The following is a 20230-nucleotide window of genomic DNA, read 5'->3' on the forward strand; positions in this document are numbered from 1 at the left end:
AGTGATGGCGGCGCGCCTCAAAGACTCGCGGTCAGATGGGCCAGACGGTGACGCGGTCGGCCGGGATGGTCGGTGTGTGTCGGGCGTTGGTGATCTGCGCGCCGACCTTGCCGCCCTTGGCTCGGTTGCCTGGGCAGATGCCGGGTATCTCGTGGCGGTGCTCGGGTGCCAGGTTGTCGAGGGCGTGGCTCGGGCCTCGGACGTGGCCCACGTCGTAGGGTGTGCGGGTGGTGATGGCGCGTCGGCATCGCCAGCACGGCACGGCCTCGCCTCGGCGGTGCGCGGATGCCACGCGCTTACGGATGGTGGCGGCGTTGCGCCGGTACTCCGGGTCTTGATGCTTGGCGCTCATCGGCTGCGCTCATCGAGCCAGAGCGACCACCAGATACGGATGGTGTGCCAGGCGCACAGCACCTCGCGACGCAGGGCACGGCGTCGGCATCCGGCGACGGCGCAGATGCGCATGGCTCACCACCGTCCGAGGAGGCCGAGTGCTCGAGCGCGCGCGCGGTCGGTGGCGCAGGCGAGAGCGGTGTCCCATTCGTCGTGGTGGCACCAGTCGCCTCCGGCGTCGCCGTAGATGACGAGCCATCCGGGAGCGTATGTGATCCAGCCGGGGCCCGCGTCCGCGATGCATCGTTCGACGCGGATGCGCGGCGCGGTCGGTGCGAGGTCGATGCGCCCGCTTCGGCATCCGTGCGGCTCGAGGTCGAGTTCCACGGCGAGGATGATGCCGTCCGTGGACGCGAGGTATTCGCGGGTGATGGTGGTCATCGGCGGGCCTTCCAGGTCTGGGCGAGGTAGATGATGGTGAGTGCTGCGCCGAGGGCGAGGGCGATGGGCATGGGGATGGTGTCAGGGTTCATGCGCGGCCTCGCGCGCGGCCGATGCGGGCGGCGTATTCGGTGAGTTCGTCGGCGGCGTACTCGAGCGCGTCGAGGGCGTCGTCTAGTGCCGCTTCGCCGTCTGTGATGAGTGCGGTGCGGGAGCCGTCGAGGTCGGTGGCGAGTGCTCGGAGTTCGCGGGCTGTGTCGGTCATGCGGAGCGCTCGGGCACGGTCGGCCAGGTTGCGCGTCGAGTCGATGAGGGCTGAAAGGTCGGTGATGGCCGAGAGCGTGGCGTGGGTGGGTCGCGGTGTCATGACAGGATTTCGGCGGCGAGGTGTTCGAGAGCTGCGGCGAGGATGATGCGGGCGGCGCTCGGGTCCATGGAGAACAGGCGCATGGCGACGCTGAGCGCGAGAGCGCCTGCCGTCTCGAGGTCGCCTGCCTCGAGGTGTTCGTGGGCGTCGATGGTTCCGGCCACGAGGTCAGCGAGGACGGATGCCGCGTCGTCGCGGGTGATGGTGGTGGTCATGTCGTCGTGTCTTTCTCGTGGTCGGTCTGGGTGCCTGGGCGGACAATGGTGGCTTGGATGATGAGGCGGCCGTCGTCTCGGTATCCGCAGGCACACCACCCGCTCACCGGGTCGAAGTGGTGCGAGTGGGGCATGTCCCGTCGTTCCTGCTTGATGGTGAAGGTTGGTGAGGTGGGTGCCCCCCCCTACGCGTGAGAGCGCGGGAGGGGACACTCGGGGCTGCTTGACGGAGCCAGGCTGGAGCCTTGGAGTGCTCGGCGGGTGAGGCCGACACGGACGGGATGCGAGACGACGGGATGAGTGTGAGGGGACTTGCCGCGCCCGGTCATGCCTTTACCGCGGCCCCGTCGTCTCTCGGGTTGCATCTTGTTTCGCGGAGCGCATCCCGCGTGTCTCCCGGTCCGTCTCGTGGCGGCGGGTGTGCGGCCTAGAATCGGCCTGGGTCATCCCCTCGTTAGGCCACGGTTCGCCCGTGGCCTGAGATGCCTTCTCAGAGCGAGCGCCCTCGCCCGTGTCGCAGATTTGTGCATGACGCACACGCTGACAGGCACGACACGCAGAACCGCGAATTGAGCGCGGCGTGTCGCAATATTGGGCGCTAGGTCGCTAGTGTGTGTCCCATGACACTCATTCAGGACACGGGCGTTGCGGCAAGGCTCCGGGCCTCCCGCGCGCTCACGGGCATGGAGCAGGCCGAAGTGGCCGAGGCGTTGGGAATCGCTCGCAACACTGTGAGCAACTGGGAGACGGGCCGCAGTGAGCCGACCGCCACGGCGTTTGTTCGCTGGGCGCGGCTGACGGGCGTCACATTAGACTGGCTCGCGGAGGGTGTGCGCGTACACGGATCAGAAGGTTAGGGGTTCGAGTCCCTTCGGGCGCACACTGTGTTGAGACAGTGACGAAGACCTCCGGGAGACCGGGGGTCTTCTTCTTCCCACGACCGGGGAGGTGGCGGCGACGTGTCCAGCGAGTCCTGCGGCCCTGCATGCGGGTGCGGAGCGCCGGCGCGTGAGCTCTTCACCCTCGCCGCGCCGCCTCGACCGGCGGCCGTCGCCGGGACGGCCGTCACCTCGTCCCCCAGGTGCGCATCCCCGCCGGGACGTTCACGATGGGCGACTCTTCGGGTGATCGCAACCCGGGCGACGGCGAGGTGCCGCTGCACGACGTCACGCTGAGTGCGTTCGAGATCGATGAGTCGTCGGTGACCAACGAAGCGTTCGCGGCCTTCGTCGACGCGACCGGATATCGCACCGAAGCGGAGGTGTTCGGCTTCCCCGCCGTGCACATCAGCTGGAACGACGCCGTCGCCTACTGCGCATGGGCGGGGCGACGCCTGCCCACCGAAGCCGAGTGGGAGTATGCCGCGCGCGGCGGCATCTCAGGCGCGAAGTACCCGTGGGGAGATGAGGAGGTGGATGCCGGGGGCTGGCGCGCCAACATCTGGCAGGGTGTGTTCCCGCACGAGAACACCCGCGAGGACGGCTGGCTCACGACCGCTCCGGTGCGCACGTTCACCCCGAACGGCTACGGCCTGTGGCAGATGGTCGGGAACGTCTGGGAGTGGTGCAGAGACTGGTTCTCGCCGGCGTTCTACGGCGCGTCGCCCGCGTCCGATCCGCGCGGCCCGAGCGACCCCGGGCCCGGCGCGACCCGCGTCCTGCGCGGTGGCAGCTATCTCTGCCACATCTCCTACTGCAACCGCTATCGCAACTCGGCGCGGTCGCAGAACACCCCTGACTCCTCGATGGGCAACGCCGGGTTCCGTACGGTGGCGCTATGAGCGATCGTCCCCGATTCCCCTCCGCCGTCTACCGCCACGGTGACGAGCCCGACCCCCGCTTCACGCTCGCGAACGAGCGCACATTCCTCGCGTGGATCCGCACGGCGCTCGCGCTCGTCGCGGGCGGCGTCGCGCTCGAGGTGCTGGGACTCGACCTGCATGCGGGCCTGCGTCTCGCGGCATCCCTCGTCCTTCTCGCGGTGGGCATCGCGACCCCCGCGATCGCATGGTTCGGCTGGATCCGCGCCGAGCGGGCGATGCGCCTCGGCGCTCCGCTGCCGGCGTCGCCGCTCGGCCCCGTGCTGGCCCTCGCGGTGAGCGTCTCGGGTGTTCTCGTGCTGCTCGCCGTCCTTCTGCGATGAGCGCGCTGTACGATCCCGGACTTCAGCCCGAGCGCACCGAGCTCGCCTGGCGGCGCACCTCTCTCGCGCTCGCCGTGGGCTCGCTCGTCGCGATGCGGATGCTCCCGGCGACCCTCGGCGGCGTGGGCTGGGTCGTGCCGGGTCTCGTCGGCCTCGTCTGCGCGGGTGCGCTGTGGCAGGCCGCCCGGCACCGCACCGCTCGCGTCAACGACGTGCTCCTCGAGCGCGCGGCGGGGCGCGTGCTCCCCGGGGGTGCGCTGCTTGGCGCAGTCGCCGCTTTCACGGCGCTGATCGGGGTGTTCGGACTCGTTGTGGTCATCCTGGCGGCGCTGCGCTGACGGAGGCGATCAGAAAAACTTCCACTTGGAGGTTTTCTGCGGTATCGTCGGTCTCGCCGCCGCCGGCATCCGCACGGCATCCCACAATGACGTACCCAGAAGGACGTGCCATGACCCTTCCCGACGCTTCGGTCCAGCTCTATACGCTGCGCGAGGAGTTCTCCGCCGATCTGCAGGGATCGCTCGATCGGCTCGCCGAGATCGGGCTGCGAAACGTCGAAGCGTTCGACTTCGTGTCGCGTCCGGCGGAGATCCGGGCGGCGCTGGATGCCGCAGGACTGGCTGCGCCCACGGGGCATGCCCCGCTCCTGACCGACGAACTGTGGACGCCGGACGGCTCCATCCCGACTCCCGCCCCGGAGGTCGTCTTCGCCGCGGCCGCGGAGATCGGCATCCAGACCGTCATCGATCCGTTCGTCGCGCCCGACCGCTGGCTCACCGAGGAGGGCGTGACCGACATCGCGGAGCGCCTCAACGCGCTCGTCGAGACAGCCGCCGGATTCGGCCTGTCGGTCGGTTACCACAACCACGCGCAGGAGTTCGTGGCGTCGTTCGACGGAGTCTCGGCGTACGAGCGGTTCGTCGCTCTCACCGATGAGCGCGTGCAGCTCGAACTCGACTTGTTCTGGGCGGTGACCGGCGGTCAGGACCTGCCCGCCCTCGTCGCGCGCCTGGGGGAACGGCTCACCGCGGTGCACGTGAAGGACGGCGTCGTCTCGGCATCCAACCCGTGGGCTCCCGGCGCCGCGGAGTTCGGCTCGGACGCGCTCGACCAGCGTCGCGCCGGCGAAGGCGAGGTGCCGCTGGTCGCCGCGCTCCAGGCGGGAACCGGAATCCGCTACGCGGTCATCGAGTACGACAAGGCGCCCGGCGACGTGTTCGCCGACGTCGCGGCCTCGCTGGCCTTCCTGAAGGACGGCGGGTTCGTCGCGTGAGCGGTACGAGCAGCACCGTGGCAACGCGTCCGTTCGGCGTCGGCATCATCGGCACGGGCGTCATCAGCCAGACCTACCTCGAGAACCTGACGTCCTTCCCCGACGTCGCGGTCGTGGCGGTGGGCGACGTGATCCCGGAGCGTGCGCAGGCGAAGGCCGAGGAGTTCGGCATCGCCGCCTGGGGAACCGCGACGGACGTGCTCGCAAACCCCGATGTCGACCTCGTCGTGAACCTCACGATCCCCGCGGTGCACGTCGAGGTGTCGCGCGCGGCGGTCGAGGCGGGCAAGCACGTCTGGACCGAGAAGCCGATCGGTCTCGACCGCGACTCGACGCGTGAGCTCCTCGCGCTCGCCGCGCAGAAGGGCGTGCGCATCGGCTCGGCGCCCGACACGCTCCTCGGGCCCGGCTTCCAGACCGCGAAGCGCGCGATCGCCGACGGCGTCATCGGTACGCCGCTGTTCGTGCAGACGATCTTCCAGACGCAGGGCCCGGATGCCTGGCATCCCGAGCCCGCATTCCTGTTCGCGAACGGCGCGGGCCCGCTCCTCGACATGGGGCCGTACTACTTCTCGGCGCTCGTGAGCCTGCTCGGCCCGATCGAGGCCGTCGCCGCGCGCGGATCACGCCCGCAGCTCGAGCGGACGATCCGCACGGGCCCGCGTGCGGGAGAGACCTTCCCCGTCGAGGTCCCCTCGACCGTGCAGGTGCTGACCTCCTTCACGGGTGGGCAACACGGCACCCACCTGCTGAGCTTCGACTCCGCGCTCGAACGGGCCGGCGTCGTCGAGATCCACGGCTCGGAGGGGTCGATCGTCATCCCCGACCCCAACATGTTCTCGGGCCGCATTGCGTACGTGAAGCCCGTGGGTACCATCACCGACGCCAATCGGGGTGCCCAGGAATGGATCGAGATCCCCGAGCAGGGCACCGTCACGGGTCGTGGTCTCGGCGTCCTCGACATGGCGCGCGCGATCGCCGCGGATCGGCCGCACATCGCAACGGGCGAGCTCGGCTATCACGTCCTCGACGTGATGCTGTCGGCTCAGGATGCCGCCGCCTCCGGCGAGACCGTCCGGATCGCCTCGACAGTGGCGCCGGTCCCGCTCCTCGAGGACGGGTTCGACCCCTTCGCCCGCACGCTCTGACGGGCCTTCGGCCCGCGACCGCCGTTCAGTGGGCGCGCACGCCGGGAACCTCGGCGCGGTTGCCGGCGTACGCGTCACCGGAATCGCGGTCGGCCGCGGCGAGGGCCGCATCGAGGTCGTCGATGAGGTCCGCGGCATCCTCGAGCCCGATCGAGAGGCGCACAATGTCGGCGCCCGGCCTCGCTTCGGCGGGAACCGGCCGGTGCGTGAGGGCCGCAGGGTGCTGGATGAGCGAGTCGACACCGCCGAGCGAGACGGCGTGGGTGAACAGGCGCACGCGCGTCGTGACGGCCGCGGCGGCGTCGTAGCCTCCCCGCAGGCGCACCGCGATCATCGCACCGGGGCCGCGCAGCTGGCGACCGAGAAGACCCCGCGGGTCACCGTCCAGGCCGGGGTAGAACACCTCGGTGACGGCGGGGTGGTCCGCGAGCCACGCGGCGACGCGCCCGGCGCTCTGCTGCTGGCGCTCCATCCGCAGCGGGAGGGTGGGAAGTCCTCGGTGCAGCAGGTACGCCCCGAGCGGGTGGAGGAGTCCGCCCGTGATGGCCCGCACGCGCCGCAGCGCCTCGATCGACTGTTCGGACCCGGCGACGACGCCGGCGATCACGTCACCGTGTCCGCCGAGGTACTTCGTCGCGCTGTGCAGTGCCATCGTCGCGCCCAGATCGATCGGGTTCTGCAGCACGGGCGTCGCGAACGTGTTGTCCACGACGACGGGGACTTCTCCGGCTTGCGCGACGACGGCGGCGATGTCGACCAGCTCGAGGGTCGGATTGGCGGGCGTCTCCAGCACGACGAGCCCGGTATCGGGGCGGATGCTCGCGGCGACCTCGTCCTCATGACAGAAGGTGACCTCGGTACCGAGCATGGCCGATCCGAGCAAGTGATCGGTGCCCCCGTAGAGCGGCCGCACCGCGACGACGTGGGGCTTTCCGATGGAGACGGTGTGCGCGATCACGACGGCCGTCATCGCCGCCATGCCCGACGCGAAGGCGGCCGCCGCTTCGGCGTGCTCGAGCGCCGCGAGCGCGTCCTCGAAGCGGGCCACCGTCGGGTTCCACAGGCGCGCATAGACCATGCCGCCCTCAGCGACCGGGCGACCGCCGGTCGCCATGGCCTCGTAGGAGTCGCCGCCGAGGTCGATGTCGGGGAGCGGATTCGTCGTCGACAGATCGATCGGCGGGGCATGCACGCCGAGGGCCGCCAGGTCGTCGCGTCCGGCATGGACGGCGAGCGTGTCGAGGTGCCAGAGATCATCGCGCATGGCGTCCATCTTGCGATGCAATCGGCATTCGCGCTCTGATTCCGAAGAATGCGCAAGAATGGAGCTCTCTTCAGCACTTCTCGACGATGAGCGACATGTGAACGGGGGCCTCCTTGGCGAGAACGCAAGCACCCGACGCGGGTGGACTCGACGAACTCGACGTCGCGATCCTCCGCATCCTCACGCAGCACGGCGACATCACCAACAAGGCACTCGCGCAGCGACTCGACATCGCGGAGTCGACGTGCGCCCATCGCGTCCGGTCGCTGAAGTCGCGCGGGGTGATCCGAGATACGCGGGTGCGCGTCGAGCCCGACGCCCTCGGCTATCCGCTGCAGGCGATGATCCGCGTGCGGCTGACCAACCACACGCCCGAGGGTGTGCACGCCCTCGCCGATGCCCTCGCCGACACGCCCCGCGTGCTGCAGGTGTTCCATGTCGCGGGCGCGGACGACTTCCTCGTGCACGTCGCCGCGGCAGACACGGCGGCGTTGCGCGACATCGTTCTCGAGCACATCACGGTGCACCCGGTCGTGCGGGCGACCGAGACCCAGCTGATCTTCGACCTGCGCGACGGGCGGGGTCTGCTCTAGATCGTCGGCGCAGATGGTCGCGTCGGCCGGAATCGTCGGCGCATATGGTCGCTATCCAGGGCGGTAGCGACATTTCGCGCCGACGAGTCGGGGGAGCGGCGCGGCGTCAGCCGGTCACGTACTCGTCGGCGACGTCCAGCGCGCGATCGATGATGTCGAGGCCACGCACGAGGTCGTCCTCCGAGATGACGAGCGGCGGTGCGACGTGGACGCGGTTGTAATGCGTGAAGGGCCACAGGCCCGCCTTCTTGCACGCTGCGGTGATCGCCGCCATCGGCGCCGCATCCGCACCCGACGCGTTGAAGGGCACGAGCGGCTCGCGCGTCGCACGGTCACGGACCAGCTCGATCGCCCAGAACAGGCCCCGGCCGCGCACCTCTCCGACCGACGGATGCTTCTCGGCTATCGCCCGCAGTCGCGGCGCGACGACACGTTCGCCGAGATCCTTCACGCGAGGGAGGATGCCGTCGCGTGCGAACACCTTGAACGTCGCGACGCCCGCGGCGCAGGCCAGTGGATGCCCCGAGTACGTGAGCCCGCCCGGGAAGGCCACCGTGTCGAAACGGCTCGCGATGGCATCGGAGATGACCACGCCGCCGAGCGGCACGTACCCCGAGTTGACGCCCTTCGCGAAGGTGATGAGGTCGGGGACGACATCGAACGCCTGGAAGGCGAACCACTCGCCGACGCGGCCGAAGCCCACCATGACCTCGTCGGCGATGTAGAGGATGCCGTACTTGTCGCAGAGGGCGCGCACGCCGGGAAGGTAGCCGGGCGGCGGCACGAGCACGCCGTTCGTGCCGACGATCGTCTCGAGGATGATCGCGCCGATCGTCGACGCCCCCTCCAGGATGATCGTCTGCTCGAGGTGCTCGAGCGCGCGCGCGGTCTCCTCCTCGGGGGATGCCGAGTGGAACGGCGACCGATACGCGTACGGACCGAAGAAGTGCGCGACCGAACCGTCGGCGGGCTCGTTCGGCCAACGCCGTGGGTCGCCGGTCAGCGTGATCGCCGTCGAGGTGTTGCCGTGGTAGCTGCGGTACGCCGAGAGCACCTTGCGCTTGCCCGTGACCAGACGCGCCATACGGACGGCGTTCTCGTTGGCATCCGCGCCGCCGTTCGTGAAGAACACCTTCGAGAACCCGTCGGGCGCGATCTCCGAGATGCGCCGCGCGAGCTCTCCGCGCACGTCGTTCGCCATCGATGGCTGGATCGTCGCGAGCCGGCCCGCCTGCTCCTGGATCGCCGCGACGAGATCGGGGTGCTGGTGTCCGAGGTTGAGATTCACCAGCTGGCTCGAGAAATCGAGGAACGTGTTCCCCTCGTAATCCCAGAAGCTCGCGCCCTCGCCGCCGGCGACGGGGTGCGGGTCGATGAGAGCCTGTGCGCTCCAGGAGTGGAAGACGTGGCCGCGGTCGTCCGCGCGCACGCGGGCGTTCGCTTCGAGGTCGATCGACGAGTCGGTCATGAGCGGTCCAATCAGTGGTTCTGGGGGAAGCCGAGGTTGATGCCGGCGGATGCCCCGTCGGCGCGCGCGGCCGGGTCGATCCAGCGGGCTGTGACCGCCTTCTCGCGCGTGAAGAAGTCGAACCCGTGCACGCCGTATGCCTTGGCATCCCCGAAGAGCGACTGCTTCCACCCGCCGAACGAGTGGTACGCGACCGGAACGGGGATCGGCACGTTGATGCCGATCATGCCGACCTGAACCTCGTTCTGGAAGCGCCGCGCCGCGCCGCCATCGTTCGTGAAGATCGCGGTTCCGTTGCCGAACTGCCCCGAGTTGATGAGGTCAACGCCCTCGTCGTAGCTCGCGACGCGGACGACGGAGAGGACGGGACCGAAGATCTCCTCCGTGTACGCGCGGCTGCTCGTCGGCACGTGGTCGAGGAGCGTCGGGCCGAAGAAGAACCCGTCCTCGGCGCCCTCGACGGTGAAGTCGCGTCCGTCGACGACGACGTGCGCACCGTCCGCCTCGGCGATGTCGACGTAGGAGGAGACCTTGTCGCGGTGGATGCCCGTGATCAGCGGGCCCATGTCGGGCTCGGTGGCATCCGCGCCGTTGCCGATCGTCAGGGTCGCGATGCGCTCGGCGATCTTATCGACGAGGGCGTCGGCGACAGGGTCGACGGCGAGAACGACAGAGATCGCCATGCAGCGCTCCCCGGCGGCGCCGTACCCGGCGCTCACGGCCTGGTCGGCGACGAGATCGAGATCTGCGTCGGGGAGCACCAGCATGTGATTCTTCGCCCCGCCCAGCGCCTGCACGCGCTTGCCGTGCCGAGACGCCGTCTCGTAGATGTACTGCGCGATCGGAGTCGATCCGACGAACGAGATCGACTGCACGTCAGGGCTTTCGAGCAGCCCGTCGACGGCGAGTTTGTCGCCCTGCAGCACCGTGAACGCTCCGTCGGGAAGGCCCGCCTCCTGCCACAGCCGGGCCATCCAGAGCGCCGCCGAGGGGTCTTTCTCGCTCGGCTTCAGCACGACCGCGTTCCCCGCGGCCAGAGCGATCGGGAAGAACCACATGGGCACCATCGCCGGGAAGTTGAACGGCGAGATGATGCCGACGACTCCGAGCGGCTGCTTGAGCGAGTAGACGTCGATGCCGCTCGACGCGTTCTCCGAGTAGGCCCCTTTGATGAGGTGCGGAAAGCCCGTCGCGAGCTCCACGACCTCCTGCCCGCGAGCGATCTCGCCCATGGCGTCGGAGAGCACCTTGCCGTGCTCCGCGGTGATGATCGCCGCCAGCTCACCCTTGCGGGCGTTGAGCAGCTCGCGGAAGGCGAAGAGGACCTGCTGCCGCTTCGCGACCGAGAAGGCGCTCCACGTCTGGAACCCGCGCACTGCTGAGGCGATCGCCGCGTCGATCTCCGCCTGATCGGCGAGAGCCACCTCAGCGGTGACGGCGCCCGTGGCCGGGTTGTAGACGGGGGCGGTACGTCCGCTGTGCGACGCGACGTCGGCGCCGTCGATCCAGTGCGCGATGACGGGGGTCATGGGTCTCCCTCGAGGGTGGCGAGCCGGTGGAGCCGTGGCTCCGGACAGACCGACCGGCGTGGTCTATCGTTGTCAGCATCCAGTCTGACAGCGAGAGAACGTGATCACGGATGCCTGAGCGTCGCGAAGAACCCAACGATCGGACAATCCGTCCGAGCGCGCCGCCGGAGAGCTTGCCCACCGTGCGAGAGGTGCTCGCCCTGGACGTGTTCGCGGCCGGGCGTCCGGAGGTCCTCGCCGACGAGGCGGCGCTGCAGGAGCGCGTGCGCTGGGTGCACGTGTCCGACAGTGCCGGCGTCGCCCGGCTCCTCGACGGCGGCGAGCTGCTGCTGTCGACGGGGCAGGGGTGGCCGGCCGACCCGGCTGAGCTGGGTGCCTTCATCGGGCGCCTGGCCGCCGCAGGACTCGCGTGCCTCGTGCTCGAGCTCGGTACGCACTACCGCTACGTCCCCGCCGTCGTCATCGACGCGGCGCGCGCGCAGGGGCTGGCCCTCGTCGCTCTGCACAACGAGGTGAAGTTCGTCCAGCTGACCGAGGCCGTGCACCGGCGCATCATCGCCGATCAGTCGGCGGCCTTGCAGGCCCGTGACGAGGTGCGTTCGCGCTTCACCGCGCTCGCACTGCGCGGGTCACCCGCCGACTTCATCGTGCACCAGCTTGCGGCGACGCTCGGGGCGCCGGTGATCCTCGAGAATCTCGCACACGAAGTCGTCGTCGGCAGCGTGCCGCCCGCGCGGGAGCGCGAGCTTCTCACCGGCTGGGAGGCGCGCTCGCGTGCCGCGCACCGCGCGGCCGAGGCGTCGCCCCCGGCCGCGGATGACGCCGACGGCTGGCTCATCATCCCGGTGGAGGCGCGCGGCACGCGCTGGGGGCACCTCGTCGCGCTGCCCGGGCCGCCGCACCCCGCGGGACGCGTCGGGGTGCTCGAACAGGGCGCGATCGCGCTCGCGCTCGGGCGGCTCACGGATGGTGTCGGCGAGGAGTGGGCCCGGATCGGGCGCCGCGCGCTGCTCGAGGACCTGCTGTCGGGCCGCTTCGGCGCGTTCGGCGCCGCGACGGCGCGTGTCGAGGCATCCGGCGTTCCCGTCGATGGCGCGTGCCTCGTCGGTCTCGTGCTCGCCGGAGGAGGAAGCGCGATTGCCGAGGCGATCGTCGGCGGGGTGGATGCCGCGGCGCAGGCACTCGGCGGTCGTGCGCTGTCGTCGGGACGGCCGGCCCCCGGAGCGGAGGGGCGCGACGGCATCCGCCTGCTGCTCTCCCTGCCTCCGCGCCTCGCCGTCGACGACGCGCTCGTCACGAGATTCGTGCGAGAGCTGCCGCTGCCGCCGGGCGTACCCGCACGCCTCGTCGTCTCGGTCGGACCGGTGGCGAACGACCTCGAGGGCGGCCTCGCGTCGCTCGGCGAGGCCATCGATCTGTCGCGGTCGCCGAGCGGGCGCGGGCTGCGTGGCGGTCGGCCCGCGGGCGAGGGTGGGGTGACCGGCGGCACGCTGGAGATCCGGCGCAGCGACGACCGACCCCTCGCGCGCCTCGTCGCGAGCCTGCGCGACGACCACCGGGCGCTGGAGCACGGCGAGCGGATGCTCACACCGCTCATCGAGTACGACCTGCACCGAGGCGGCGACCTCCTCGATGTGCTGGGCGCGATGCTCGCGCACCCGGGCAACCGCACGGCTGCCGCGTCCGCGTCGCACCTGTCGCGATCGGTGTTCTATCAGCGCATCGCGCTCATCCAGGATCTGCTGGGAGTCGACCTCGACGACGGTGAGGTCCTCACCGCGCTGCACTTCGCCCTGCTCGTGCGGCGGTCCGCCGTGCGGGCGTGACCGGCATCAGCGAGCGGTCGTCGCCGTCCGCGCCGGTGCGCCGAGATCGATATCGACCGGGGCGTCAGGTCGGCCGCGCTTCACGAAGCGCGTGAGGACCGGGTAGAGGAGCACGCCGAAAGCGAGGATGCCGAGGCCCACCCAGAGTGCGCCCGGCTCCTCGTGGAAGGTCGAGATGACCATGTACACGGTGAGTGCGGCGGGGAGGGCGACAACGAGACCGACCGCGACCCACCCGCCGCGGACGACGAACGGGCGCACGAGGTTCGGGTAGCGGCGGCGCAGCACGATGAAGGCGGCGAACTCGAGCATGAGCGCGGCGAGGTTCGTGATGATGTCGGCGTTGACGAGAGTCGCGAAGTCGAGCGCGCAGAACACGGCGAAGATCGCGCAGCTGACGAGGATCGCGGCGGTCGGCGTGCCGTAGCGTCCGTCGCGCGCGAGCGCCTGCGGCAGATACCCGTCGGCGGCGAGCACTTTCGGCACGCGCGAGCCCGACATGAGCAGCGACGAGAAGAGGCCGATCTGGCTGACCAGTGCGCCGACCGTGATGGCGAGCATGAGCCACGGCCCACCGAGCAGGCCACCCGCCGCGGCGAAATCACCGTCCTCCCACGCGGTGACGTCGTCCGCGTGCAGTCCGGACGCGAGGGCCGCGATCGTCGGCAGGATGTAGGCGATCGCGATGAGCGGCAGGGAGATCGCGAGAGCCTTGAGGTAGGTGCGACCCGGTCGATCGACCTCGCCGAGAACGGTCGACGGCTGGTCCCACCCGATGTAGTTCCAGATGACGATGCCGAGACCCGCGCCGAAGGCGGCCATCGGCGTCTGTTCGGGAGCCGTGAAGGGGATGGCATCGAGCGCGGCGGAGCCGCCGAGGATGCGCAGGAGTCCGAGCACCGTCATGACGAAGAACGGGAGGAGGATCAGGACCATCAGCAGCACCGAGAAGTCGCCGACGAGGCGCGAGCCGCGGATGTTGAGCCAGGCGAGCGGCACCATGAAGGCGATCGCGGTGAGCCAATGCCAGTCGAGGCTCACCCTCCCGTCGAAGAGGGAGAGGATGGCGCCGTTGCCGCGTTCGAGCGCGGGAAACCACTGCGCGAGGTAGTCGACGGCGATCACGGGGTACAGGGCGGTGTCGAGGAACGCGTTGAGCCACTGCCAGATGCCCACTGTGAAGCCGGCGAAGGGCCCCAGCGCAGACTTCACCCAGTAGTAGTAGCCGCCCTCGACGGGGATCGCGCTGCCGAGCTCCGCCGACATGAGCGCCGTCGGCACGCTGAACACGATCGGCACGACGACGAGGGCGAGCAGGGCGATGCCCGCCCCGGACGTCGAGATCAGCTCCTCGAGGCCGAAGGGGCCGCCCGAGACGGAGAAGTAGATGATGCCGACGAGCGTCATCGTGCGCAGCTTCTTGCGGGTCATCCCGAGGTCCTCTCCATCGCGGTCCGAAACGATTCTGCGTTCCCACGTGGCGGATCTCCGGCGACGATCTGAGGGGTTCTCCGGGCTCCGCGAGACGGACTGTCGGGTGCTCCGTTTCTCGGTCGGGTGATAGGGTGCCCCTGACGCGCGTCGGCGCAGACCGGAGGAACCCACATGACTGCAACTCGCCCTGTCCGCACGGCCCTCGCCGCGGCATCCCTCGCTCTGCTCGTCGCGCTCGCCGGCTGCTCGGGTGCGAGCTCGACGCCGGCGACGACGAGCGCGTCGGCGCAACTGCCCGCTCCTGTCATCGCGGATCTCACGGAGATCGACGGCACGACCGTCACGGTGCCCGTGGGCGGCGCAGTGGACCTCGTCGGCGACGACGAAACCTTCACCGACTGGACGGCGGACATCGACGATCCCGAGGTGGTGTCGTTCACGCCCGGCAAGAAGGATGCCTCAGCCAGCTTCAACCCCGGTCTCACGGCGCTGTCGGAGGGAGACTCCGCCGTGACCCTCACGAACAGCTCGACGGGACAGAAGGTGGAGTTCGAGGTCGAGGTCACCGCCAAGCGCTGACCCGAGTCTGTCGCTACGCCAAGTAGATCTTGCGCAGCGTTTCGCGCACCGTCCAGACGGTCTGCATGCCGGCGCTCAGTCGCACCACCGCGCCCGGCGCGAGTTCGACGGCGTCCAGTGCGGGCGAGACGAACTCCACCGTCGCATCGCCGGCGATCACGACGAAGACCTCGTCGATCTCGGTGTCGCGCATCGCGCCGACGGTCATCTCCCAGACGCCGATGCCCATGTCCTCGTCGAGGTCGACCGCGCCCGTCGACGGCGAGCCCGAGACGATCTGTTCCGCAGGGACCGCGGCGAGCGGCACGGGCACGGTGAGAGCGGAGACGACGACGCCGGCTTCCAGTTCGCCCAGGTCAGAGCCGCTCACGAGTCGAACCCGAGCCCGAGCGCGTCGAGGGTCTTCAGCAGCAGATTCCGCTTGCCCTCGTTGTGATCGGCGCGGTTCATCGACCATCGCGTCAGGTTGATTCCCACCGCCGCCGCCGGTTCGGGCGGGAACGGCAGCGGGCGCTTCCGCACCATCTCCAGTCGCGTGCGCTCGGTGTCTTCACCTGCCAGGAGGTCGAGCATCACCTCGCCCGCGAACCGCGTCGACCCCACTCCGAGCCCAGTGAAGCCGGCGGCATAGGCCACGCGGCCACCGCGCGCCGTGCCGAAGAACGCTGTGAACTGAGTCGACGAATCGATCGCTCCCGCCCATTCGTGCGAGAAGCGCAGCCCCTCCAGCTGCGGGAACGTCGTGAAGAAGTGGGAGGCGAGCTTTCGCCACACGTCGGGACGGTGCTCGTACCGCGGGTCTACGCGACGCCCGTAGTGGTACAGCGCGTCGTAGCCTCCGAAGAGGATCCGCCCGTCCTGCGTCGGCCGGTAGTAGTGGAACTGATTGGCCATATCGCCGATGCCCTGGCGATCACGCCATCCGATGGCATCCCACTGCTCCGAGGTGAGCGGCTCGGTCATCAGCGCGTAGTCGTAGACCGGCACCGTCATCAGCTTGTTGCGCGCCAGCAGCGACGGGAAGACGTTCGTCGCGAGCACCGCCTGTGCCGCGCGCACCCACCCACCCGACGTGATCACCGTCACGCCGGCGGACGACGAATCGAGCGACGTCACGTGCGAGCGCTCGAAGATCTCGACGCCGCGCTCCTCGCAGGCCCGCGCGAGCTCTGCGGCGAGCCGCGCGGGGTGCACGAGCGCGCTCGACCGCTTCTCCCAGATCGCCGCGAGGTAGGTCGGCGAGTTCACCGAGGCGCGCACCGCCTCCTCGTCGAGATAGACGACATCGGGATCGTCCGCCGCTTCGGCGCGCCAGTCATCGAGCCACGCGAGCTGGTGCTCCTCGATCGCGGGGGCGAGTTCCCCCGTCCGCTCGAACTGCACGTCCAGGCCGAGGTCGGCGACCGTCCGCTCGATCTCGTCGAGGTTCTGCCGCCCGAGTCGCTCGAGCGTGTCGATCTCTTTCGGCCACCGGCTCGCGCCGTTCTCGTGCCCGTGCGTGAGGCTCGCCTCGCAGAAGCCGCCGTTGCGGCCGGACGCCGCCCAGCCCACCCGCTGCGCCTCGACGATCACGACGCGTCTGTGCGGATCGCGGAGCTTCGCGAGAAGGGCCGTCCACAGCCCCGTGTACCCCGCGCCCACGACGACGAGGTCGGCGCGCACCGTTCCGCGCAGCGGCGGCCGGTCGGGGCGGAGCGCTGCGGGCAGATCGTCGATCCAGAAGACGCCCTCGCGGGTCTGGTCGAGACTGTGGTCGACGACGGATGCCGAGGGTGCGCTTCTTTCGAAGACGGTGGTTCCCACGGGGATCACTTCCTGTCATGGCTCTGGACGGCTCGCCGTGCGGCGGGAGCGCCGCGCGGCTGTCGTCGGCCATTCAATACGCCGGATCGAGTCGGATCAAGAGGAGCCGCACACCTCGGACGATCATCCGCCCCGCAGACGTTCACCAGACGGACCGTCCGCCCGCGCGTGTGCGGAGCCCGCCCCGCGGCGCACACCCCGTCCGATCGGGTGACCGATCAGAGCGGAGTGACCCGCACCCAGACGAAGCCGTGCGGCGGGAGGGTGAGCCCCTCGTCGAGGTCGACCTCCGCGTCGTGGACGAGGTCGTACGCGTCGCGGGCGAAGCCCGACAGCGTCAGCGGATCGATCTGCACCTCGGCATCCCCGACGTTGGCGAGCGCCAGCACGCGCGTCTGCGCGCCCGGCCGCTGGTAGCCGATGACCGAGGGGTGCGGCGTGCGGAACCCGATGAGCTCGCCGCCCGCAAACTCGCTCGCCTGCTGCCGCACGGCGATGAGCTTCGTCAGCCGGCGGAAGACGCGCCCGGCGGGGGTGTTCACGTCGGTCCGCTCGGCGTATCGATCGCGCGGTCGATTGCCGCGGTGGACCCAGCGGCTGTCGCCCCGGCGCACCGGGTCGTCACGATAGGAGTAGTCGTTGAGCTGGGCGACCTCGTCGCCCAAGTACAGGAGCGGGATGCCGCCGGTCGACAGCGCCAACGCGTGAGCGAGCACCACCCGGTCCTCGCCGCCCGCGTCGCCCGCTTCGATTCCGGCGAGCGACGCCGTCGTTCCCGTGACACGCGCGTCCCCGGTGGTCGGATTCTCTTGGAAGGCGACGCCGCGCGCGAACGTGCCGTCGTGCCGCCCCGTGTAGAAGCGGTTGAGGAACTGCCGGTGCGCGTAGCCGTCGATGCCGTAGCGCGCGGCATCCTCGTCGGCGAAGGTCCACCCGATGTCGTCGTGGCTGCGCACGTAGTTGACCCACGCCGTGCCGGTGGGCAGGGCGTGGCGCTCCTCGAGGGCGTCCTGCAGGAGCCGCCCGTCGCGCGTCGCGAGCGCCTCCCACGTGAGCGCCATCTGCAGCGGGTTGTACGACAGCTGGCATTCCTCGGGCGAGATGTAGGTGACGACCTCGTCGGGGTGCACGATCGCCTCCGACTTGAACACCATGCCGGGCGCCGCCATGGCGAGCACGGCGTTGAACGCCTGCAGCAGCAGGTGCGCTTCGGGGAGCGACTCGCACGAGGTCCCCAGGCGCTTCCAGATGAAGGCCACGGCATCCATCCGCAGCACTTCGACGCCGCGGTTCGCGAGGAACAGCATCTCGCCCGCCATCGCGCGGAAGACCGCGGGGTTCGCGTAGTTGAGGTCCCACTGGTAGTGGTAGAACGTCGACCAGATCCAACGACCGTCGTCGAGCTGCACGAACGACCCGCGGTGGTCGTCGGGGAAGATCTCGCGTGTCGTCCGCTCGTACGCGTCGGGCATCTCGCGGTCGTCGAAGATCAGGTAGAAGTCGGCGTACTCGGGGTCGCCCGCGACAGCCTTCTTCGCCCACTCGTGCTCATTGCTCGTGTGATTGAAGATGAAGTCGACGACGAGCGAGATCCCGGCCGTGCGGAGGTCCGCGGCGAGATCGGTGAGCTCCTCCATCGTCCCGAGGCTCGGATTGACCTTCCGATAGCTCGACACGGCGTAACCGCCGTCGTTGTCGCCGTCGGGGGAGTCGAACAGCGGCATGAGGTGCAGATAGGTCAAGCCGAGCTCGCGGAAGTACGGGATCTGGTCGCGGATGCCGGCGAGGTTGCCGGCGAATCGATCCACATAGGCGACGCCGCCGAGCATGCGCTCGGACTGGAACCAGCCGGCATCCGCTTCGCGCTGCGCGTCGCGCACCTTGAGTTCCAGCGGCCGTGCGTTCCACGAGGTGGATGCCGCGGCCACCGTCGCGGCGAGTTGCTCCTGCCCATCGGGCCGCTCGCCGTAGAGCCGCGTGAAGAGGCCGTGCAGACGCGGGAACTGCGCGTCGAAGCGACCCCGGAACGCGTCGTCGACGCGCCCCGCCGCCTCCGCGGCGTCGAGGGCCGCCGTGCGGTCGGATGCGAGTGTCGTGAGCGCGGTCACGGTAGGTCAGTCCCCATGCGGATCAGCCTACGGCGCAGGCTGCGCGCGCGTGCCATCGCGCGGCGGCCCGGCGTAGGCTCGAAGGATGAGTGCGTACGTTTCGGCGTTCGAGCTGTTCTCCATCGGAGTGGGACCCTCGAGCTCACACACGGTCGGCCCCCTGCGGGCCGGGCGCGACTTCGCGGCGCGCATCCATGCGCTCCCGGGTCTCGCCCGCGTGACGTGCGCGTTGTACGGCTCGCTCGGAGCCACCGGGATCGGTCACGGCACGCCCGACGCGGTCGTCGCCGGCCTCCAGGGTCACGAGCCCGAGACGGTCGACCCCGATCTCGTCCGTGGCGCGTGGGCCGATTGGGAGGACGGGGCGTCGCTTCTCGTGGCCGGCGAGAGGCCCGTTTCGTTCGCCCGCGCCGACATCGCCTTCGAGCCGCGCACGCGCCTGCCCGGTCACCCGAACGCGATGACGCTGCAGGCCTGGGATGCCGCGGGTGCCGTCCTCGCCGAAGACACCTACTACTCGATCGGCGGCGGATTCATCCGCCGCGAAGGCGCCGACATCGAGGTGGCCTCCACGCCGTTCCCCCTGCAGTTCTCCACCGCCGCCGACCTCCTCGCGCTGTGCGACGAGCGGGGTCTCACGATCGCCGAGGCCGCCCGCCGCAACGAAGAGGCGCTGCGTCCCGAAGAAGACGTCGCCGCGGGGCTCGACGCCATCTGGGACGCCATGACGGCGTGCGTCGACGCGGGGCTCCACTCGGACCACACCGGAGGCGTGCTCCCCGGCATCCTGCGTGTGAAGCGTCGTGCGAGCGCGATCCGCGAACAGCTGGAAGCGGCGGAGGCGGGAACCGGGCGCGAGCTCCCCGGGGAATGGCTGGGCGCGTTCGCCCTCGCCGTCAATGAGGAGAACGCCGCGGGTGGCCGCGTCGTCACCGCGCCGACCAACGGTGCCGCAGGCATCGTCCCGGCCGTCGCGATGTACTGGTGGCGCTTCCTCGCCGATTCAGGGCTCGGCTCGTCGACCGCGGTGACGCCCTACGGCGAGCTCGTCGGGTCGGCGCTGCTCGGCCTGCACCCGCCGGACGGCGCCGGAGCGCTCGGCGCACTCGAGACGCCCGATCATGAGGACGAAGCCGCCTTGGCGGAGGCGAACCGCCGCCGCGGCATCCGGCGCTACCTCCTCACGGCGACGGCGCTCGGCTCGCTCTTCAAGGCGAACGCGTCGATCTCCGGCGCCGAAGGCGGATGCCAGGCCGAGGTCGGTTCGGCGTGCGCGATGGCCGCGGGAGGGCTCACGGCCGTCATGGGCGGGACGAACCGGCAGATCGAGAACGCCGCCGAGATCGCGATGGAGCATCACCTCGGTCTCACGTGCGACCCGGTCGGCGGTCTCGTGCAGATCCCGTGCATCGAGCGGAACGCGATCGCGGCATCCACCGCGGTCACGGCGGCCCGACTCGCCCTCCGCGGCGATGGGGAGCACTACGTGTCGCTCGACATGGTCGTCGAGACGATGCGGCAGACGGGCATCGACATGTCCACGAAGTACAAGGAGACGAGCGAGGGCGGTCTCGCGGTCAACGTCATCGAGTGCTGAGCGCTGCCCACGGGCGCAGGGTTCACGCGCGCGTCGCGGGTTCGTCGGCGCATACGGCTGAGGCCGTTGGCACTCTCAGGGGGAGAGTGCTAATCTGAGATCGGTTGAGT

The 20230-nt window shown here is 70.0% G+C and carries 20 protein-coding genes and 1 pseudogene; 10 read left to right on the forward strand and 11 right to left on the reverse strand.

The genetic code is table 11. The features are described 5' to 3' along the window. Positions 1-31: 31 nt before the first annotated feature. The 4 genes from WFI52_RS00235 to WFI52_RS00250 all read right to left on the reverse strand — a co-directional run bounded on the left by WFI52_RS00235 (position 32) and on the right by WFI52_RS00250 (position 1356). The gene (locus WFI52_RS00235; RefSeq protein WP_336625578.1) at positions 32-352 is read right to left on the reverse strand and encodes a hypothetical protein; all 321 of its coding nucleotides are present in this window, start codon (positions 350-352) and stop codon (positions 32-34) included. 116 nt (positions 353-468) lie between these two features. Further along, a complete protein-coding gene (locus WFI52_RS00240) occupies positions 469-774 on the reverse strand; it encodes a hypothetical protein (RefSeq protein WP_336625577.1) in 306 nt (101 codons plus the stop codon). 88 nt (positions 775-862) lie between these two features. Further along, the gene (locus tag WFI52_RS00245) at positions 863-1141 is read right to left on the reverse strand and encodes a hypothetical protein (RefSeq protein WP_336625576.1); all 279 of its coding nucleotides are present in this window, start codon (positions 1139-1141) and stop codon (positions 863-865) included. Beyond that, positions 1138-1356, reverse strand: a complete 219-nt coding sequence (locus WFI52_RS00250; protein WP_336625575.1) for a hypothetical protein — start codon at positions 1354-1356, stop codon at positions 1138-1140. The genes WFI52_RS00245 and WFI52_RS00250 overlap by 4 nt, the downstream gene beginning before the upstream one ends. A gap of 620 nt (positions 1357-1976) precedes the next feature. Between WFI52_RS00250 and WFI52_RS00255 the strand changes: the two genes are divergently transcribed. The 6 genes and pseudogenes from WFI52_RS00255 to WFI52_RS00280 all read left to right on the forward strand — a co-directional run bounded on the left by WFI52_RS00255 (position 1977) and on the right by WFI52_RS00280 (position 5919). Beyond that, complete coding sequence (locus WFI52_RS00255) at positions 1977-2213, forward strand: helix-turn-helix domain-containing protein (protein ID WP_336625574.1); 237 nt, start codon at positions 1977-1979, stop codon at positions 2211-2213. A gap of 102 nt (positions 2214-2315) precedes the next feature. Continuing rightward, positions 2316-3136, forward strand: a pseudogene (locus WFI52_RS00260) (formylglycine-generating enzyme family protein). Next, entirely contained in the window at positions 3133-3498 is a 366-nt protein-coding gene (locus WFI52_RS00265) for a YidH family protein (protein ID WP_336625572.1), read from the forward strand. Before WFI52_RS00260 ends, WFI52_RS00265 begins: the two are co-directional and overlap by 4 nt. Beyond that, positions 3495-3836: a DUF202 domain-containing protein gene (locus tag WFI52_RS00270; RefSeq protein WP_336625571.1), complete on the forward strand. Its 342-nt coding sequence runs from the start codon at positions 3495-3497 to the stop codon at positions 3834-3836. Before WFI52_RS00265 ends, WFI52_RS00270 begins: the two co-directional genes overlap by 4 nt. A 110-nt stretch (positions 3837-3946) precedes the next feature. Next, complete coding sequence (locus WFI52_RS00275; RefSeq protein WP_336625570.1) at positions 3947-4771, forward strand: sugar phosphate isomerase/epimerase family protein; 825 nt, start codon at positions 3947-3949, stop codon at positions 4769-4771. A gap of 17 nt (positions 4772-4788) precedes the next feature. Continuing rightward, positions 4789-5919 (forward strand): Gfo/Idh/MocA family protein, encoded by a 1131-nt coding sequence (locus WFI52_RS00280; RefSeq protein ID WP_336625569.1) that lies wholly within the window; start codon positions 4789-4791, stop codon positions 5917-5919. A 25-nt stretch (positions 5920-5944) separates the two neighbouring features. Here WFI52_RS00280 and WFI52_RS00285 read toward each other — a convergent pair whose 3' ends face one another. Further along, complete coding sequence (locus WFI52_RS00285) at positions 5945-7183, reverse strand: trans-sulfuration enzyme family protein (RefSeq protein WP_336625568.1); 1239 nt, start codon at positions 7181-7183, stop codon at positions 5945-5947. A 113-nt stretch (positions 7184-7296) separates the two neighbouring features. Here WFI52_RS00285 and WFI52_RS00290 point away from each other — a divergent pair, with 113 nt between their 5' ends. Beyond that, positions 7297-7776, forward strand: a complete 480-nt coding sequence (locus tag WFI52_RS00290; RefSeq protein WP_336625567.1) for an Lrp/AsnC family transcriptional regulator — start codon at positions 7297-7299, stop codon at positions 7774-7776. 106 nt (positions 7777-7882) lie between these two features. Here WFI52_RS00290 and WFI52_RS00295 read toward each other — a convergent pair whose 3' ends face one another. Then, complete coding sequence (locus WFI52_RS00295) at positions 7883-9244, reverse strand: aspartate aminotransferase family protein (protein WP_336625566.1); 1362 nt, start codon at positions 9242-9244, stop codon at positions 7883-7885. Between the two features lie 11 nt (positions 9245-9255). Beyond that, positions 9256-10773: a CoA-acylating methylmalonate-semialdehyde dehydrogenase gene (locus WFI52_RS00300; RefSeq protein ID WP_336625565.1), complete on the reverse strand. Its 1518-nt coding sequence runs from the start codon at positions 10771-10773 to the stop codon at positions 9256-9258. 191 nt (positions 10774-10964) lie between these two features. On the opposite strand from WFI52_RS00300, the gene WFI52_RS00305 reads away from it, so the two are divergent. Further along, a complete protein-coding gene (locus WFI52_RS00305) occupies positions 10965-12599 on the forward strand; it encodes a PucR family transcriptional regulator (protein WP_336625564.1) in 1635 nt (544 codons plus the stop codon). A 6-nt stretch (positions 12600-12605) separates the two neighbouring features. Here WFI52_RS00305 and WFI52_RS00310 read toward each other — a convergent pair whose 3' ends face one another. Next, positions 12606-14030, reverse strand: coding sequence for an APC family permease (locus tag WFI52_RS00310; protein ID WP_336625563.1), 1425 nt, complete (start codon positions 14028-14030; stop codon positions 12606-12608). Positions 14031-14204: 174 nt separating this feature from the next. On the opposite strand from WFI52_RS00310, the gene WFI52_RS00315 reads away from it, so the two are divergent. Further along, positions 14205-14612: a hypothetical protein gene (locus WFI52_RS00315; protein WP_336625562.1), complete on the forward strand. Its 408-nt coding sequence runs from the start codon at positions 14205-14207 to the stop codon at positions 14610-14612. Between the two features lie 13 nt (positions 14613-14625). Here WFI52_RS00315 and WFI52_RS00320 read toward each other — a convergent pair whose 3' ends face one another. The 3 genes from WFI52_RS00320 to WFI52_RS00330 all read right to left on the reverse strand — a co-directional run bounded on the left by WFI52_RS00320 (position 14626) and on the right by WFI52_RS00330 (position 18523). Further along, entirely contained in the window at positions 14626-14982 is a 357-nt protein-coding gene (locus WFI52_RS00320; protein WP_336625561.1) for a cupin domain-containing protein, read from the reverse strand. Continuing rightward, positions 14979-16415 carry an NAD(P)/FAD-dependent oxidoreductase gene (locus WFI52_RS00325; RefSeq protein ID WP_336625560.1) on the reverse strand — a complete coding sequence of 479 codons (1437 nt, stop codon included), beginning with the start codon at positions 16413-16415 and terminating at the stop codon, positions 14979-14981. Before WFI52_RS00325 ends, WFI52_RS00320 begins: the two co-directional genes overlap by 4 nt. A gap of 218 nt (positions 16416-16633) precedes the next feature. Further along, positions 16634-18523, reverse strand: a complete 1890-nt coding sequence (locus WFI52_RS00330; protein WP_336625559.1) for an alpha-amylase family protein — start codon at positions 18521-18523, stop codon at positions 16634-16636. 85 nt (positions 18524-18608) lie between these two features. On the opposite strand from WFI52_RS00330, the gene WFI52_RS00335 reads away from it, so the two are divergent. Continuing rightward, positions 18609-20120 carry an L-serine ammonia-lyase, iron-sulfur-dependent, subunit alpha gene (locus WFI52_RS00335; RefSeq protein WP_336625558.1) on the forward strand — a complete coding sequence of 504 codons (1512 nt, stop codon included), beginning with the start codon at positions 18609-18611 and terminating at the stop codon, positions 20118-20120. Positions 20121-20230 lie beyond the last annotated feature (110 nt).

The sequence above is a fragment of the Microbacterium sp. MMO-20 genome, from assembly GCF_037147735.1.
In the GTDB taxonomy this organism is placed as follows: domain Bacteria; phylum Actinomycetota; class Actinomycetes; order Actinomycetales; family Microbacteriaceae; genus Microbacterium.

Excerpts from the sequence above, each read along its gene's own strand:
- WFI52_RS00235 (WP_336625578.1), bottom strand. The coding sequence starts at position 352 with ATGAGCGCCAAGCATCAAGACCCGGAGTACCGGCGCAACGCCGCCACC.
- WFI52_RS00240 (WP_336625577.1), bottom strand. The coding sequence starts at position 774 with ATGACCACCATCACCCGCGAATACCTCGCGTCCACGGACGGCATCATC.
- WFI52_RS00245 (WP_336625576.1), bottom strand. The coding sequence starts at position 1,141 with ATGACACCGCGACCCACCCACGCCACGCTCTCGGCCATCACCGACCTT.
- WFI52_RS00250 (WP_336625575.1), bottom strand. The coding sequence starts at position 1,356 with ATGACCACCACCATCACCCGCGACGACGCGGCATCCGTCCTCGCTGAC.
- WFI52_RS00255 (WP_336625574.1), top strand. The coding sequence starts at position 1,977 with ATGACACTCATTCAGGACACGGGCGTTGCGGCAAGGCTCCGGGCCTCC.
- WFI52_RS00265 (WP_336625572.1), top strand. The coding sequence starts at position 3,133 with ATGAGCGATCGTCCCCGATTCCCCTCCGCCGTCTACCGCCACGGTGAC.
- WFI52_RS00270 (WP_336625571.1), top strand. The coding sequence starts at position 3,495 with ATGAGCGCGCTGTACGATCCCGGACTTCAGCCCGAGCGCACCGAGCTC.
- WFI52_RS00275 (WP_336625570.1), top strand. The coding sequence starts at position 3,947 with ATGACCCTTCCCGACGCTTCGGTCCAGCTCTATACGCTGCGCGAGGAG.
- WFI52_RS00285 (WP_336625568.1), bottom strand. The coding sequence starts at position 7,183 with ATGCGCGATGATCTCTGGCACCTCGACACGCTCGCCGTCCATGCCGGA.
- WFI52_RS00295 (WP_336625566.1), bottom strand. The coding sequence starts at position 9,244 with ATGACCGACTCGTCGATCGACCTCGAAGCGAACGCCCGCGTGCGCGCG.
- WFI52_RS00300 (WP_336625565.1), bottom strand. The coding sequence starts at position 10,773 with ATGACCCCCGTCATCGCGCACTGGATCGACGGCGCCGACGTCGCGTCG.
- WFI52_RS00310 (WP_336625563.1), bottom strand. The coding sequence starts at position 14,030 with ATGACCCGCAAGAAGCTGCGCACGATGACGCTCGTCGGCATCATCTAC.
- WFI52_RS00315 (WP_336625562.1), top strand. The coding sequence starts at position 14,205 with ATGACTGCAACTCGCCCTGTCCGCACGGCCCTCGCCGCGGCATCCCTC.
- WFI52_RS00335 (WP_336625558.1), top strand. The coding sequence starts at position 18,609 with ATGAGTGCGTACGTTTCGGCGTTCGAGCTGTTCTCCATCGGAGTGGGA.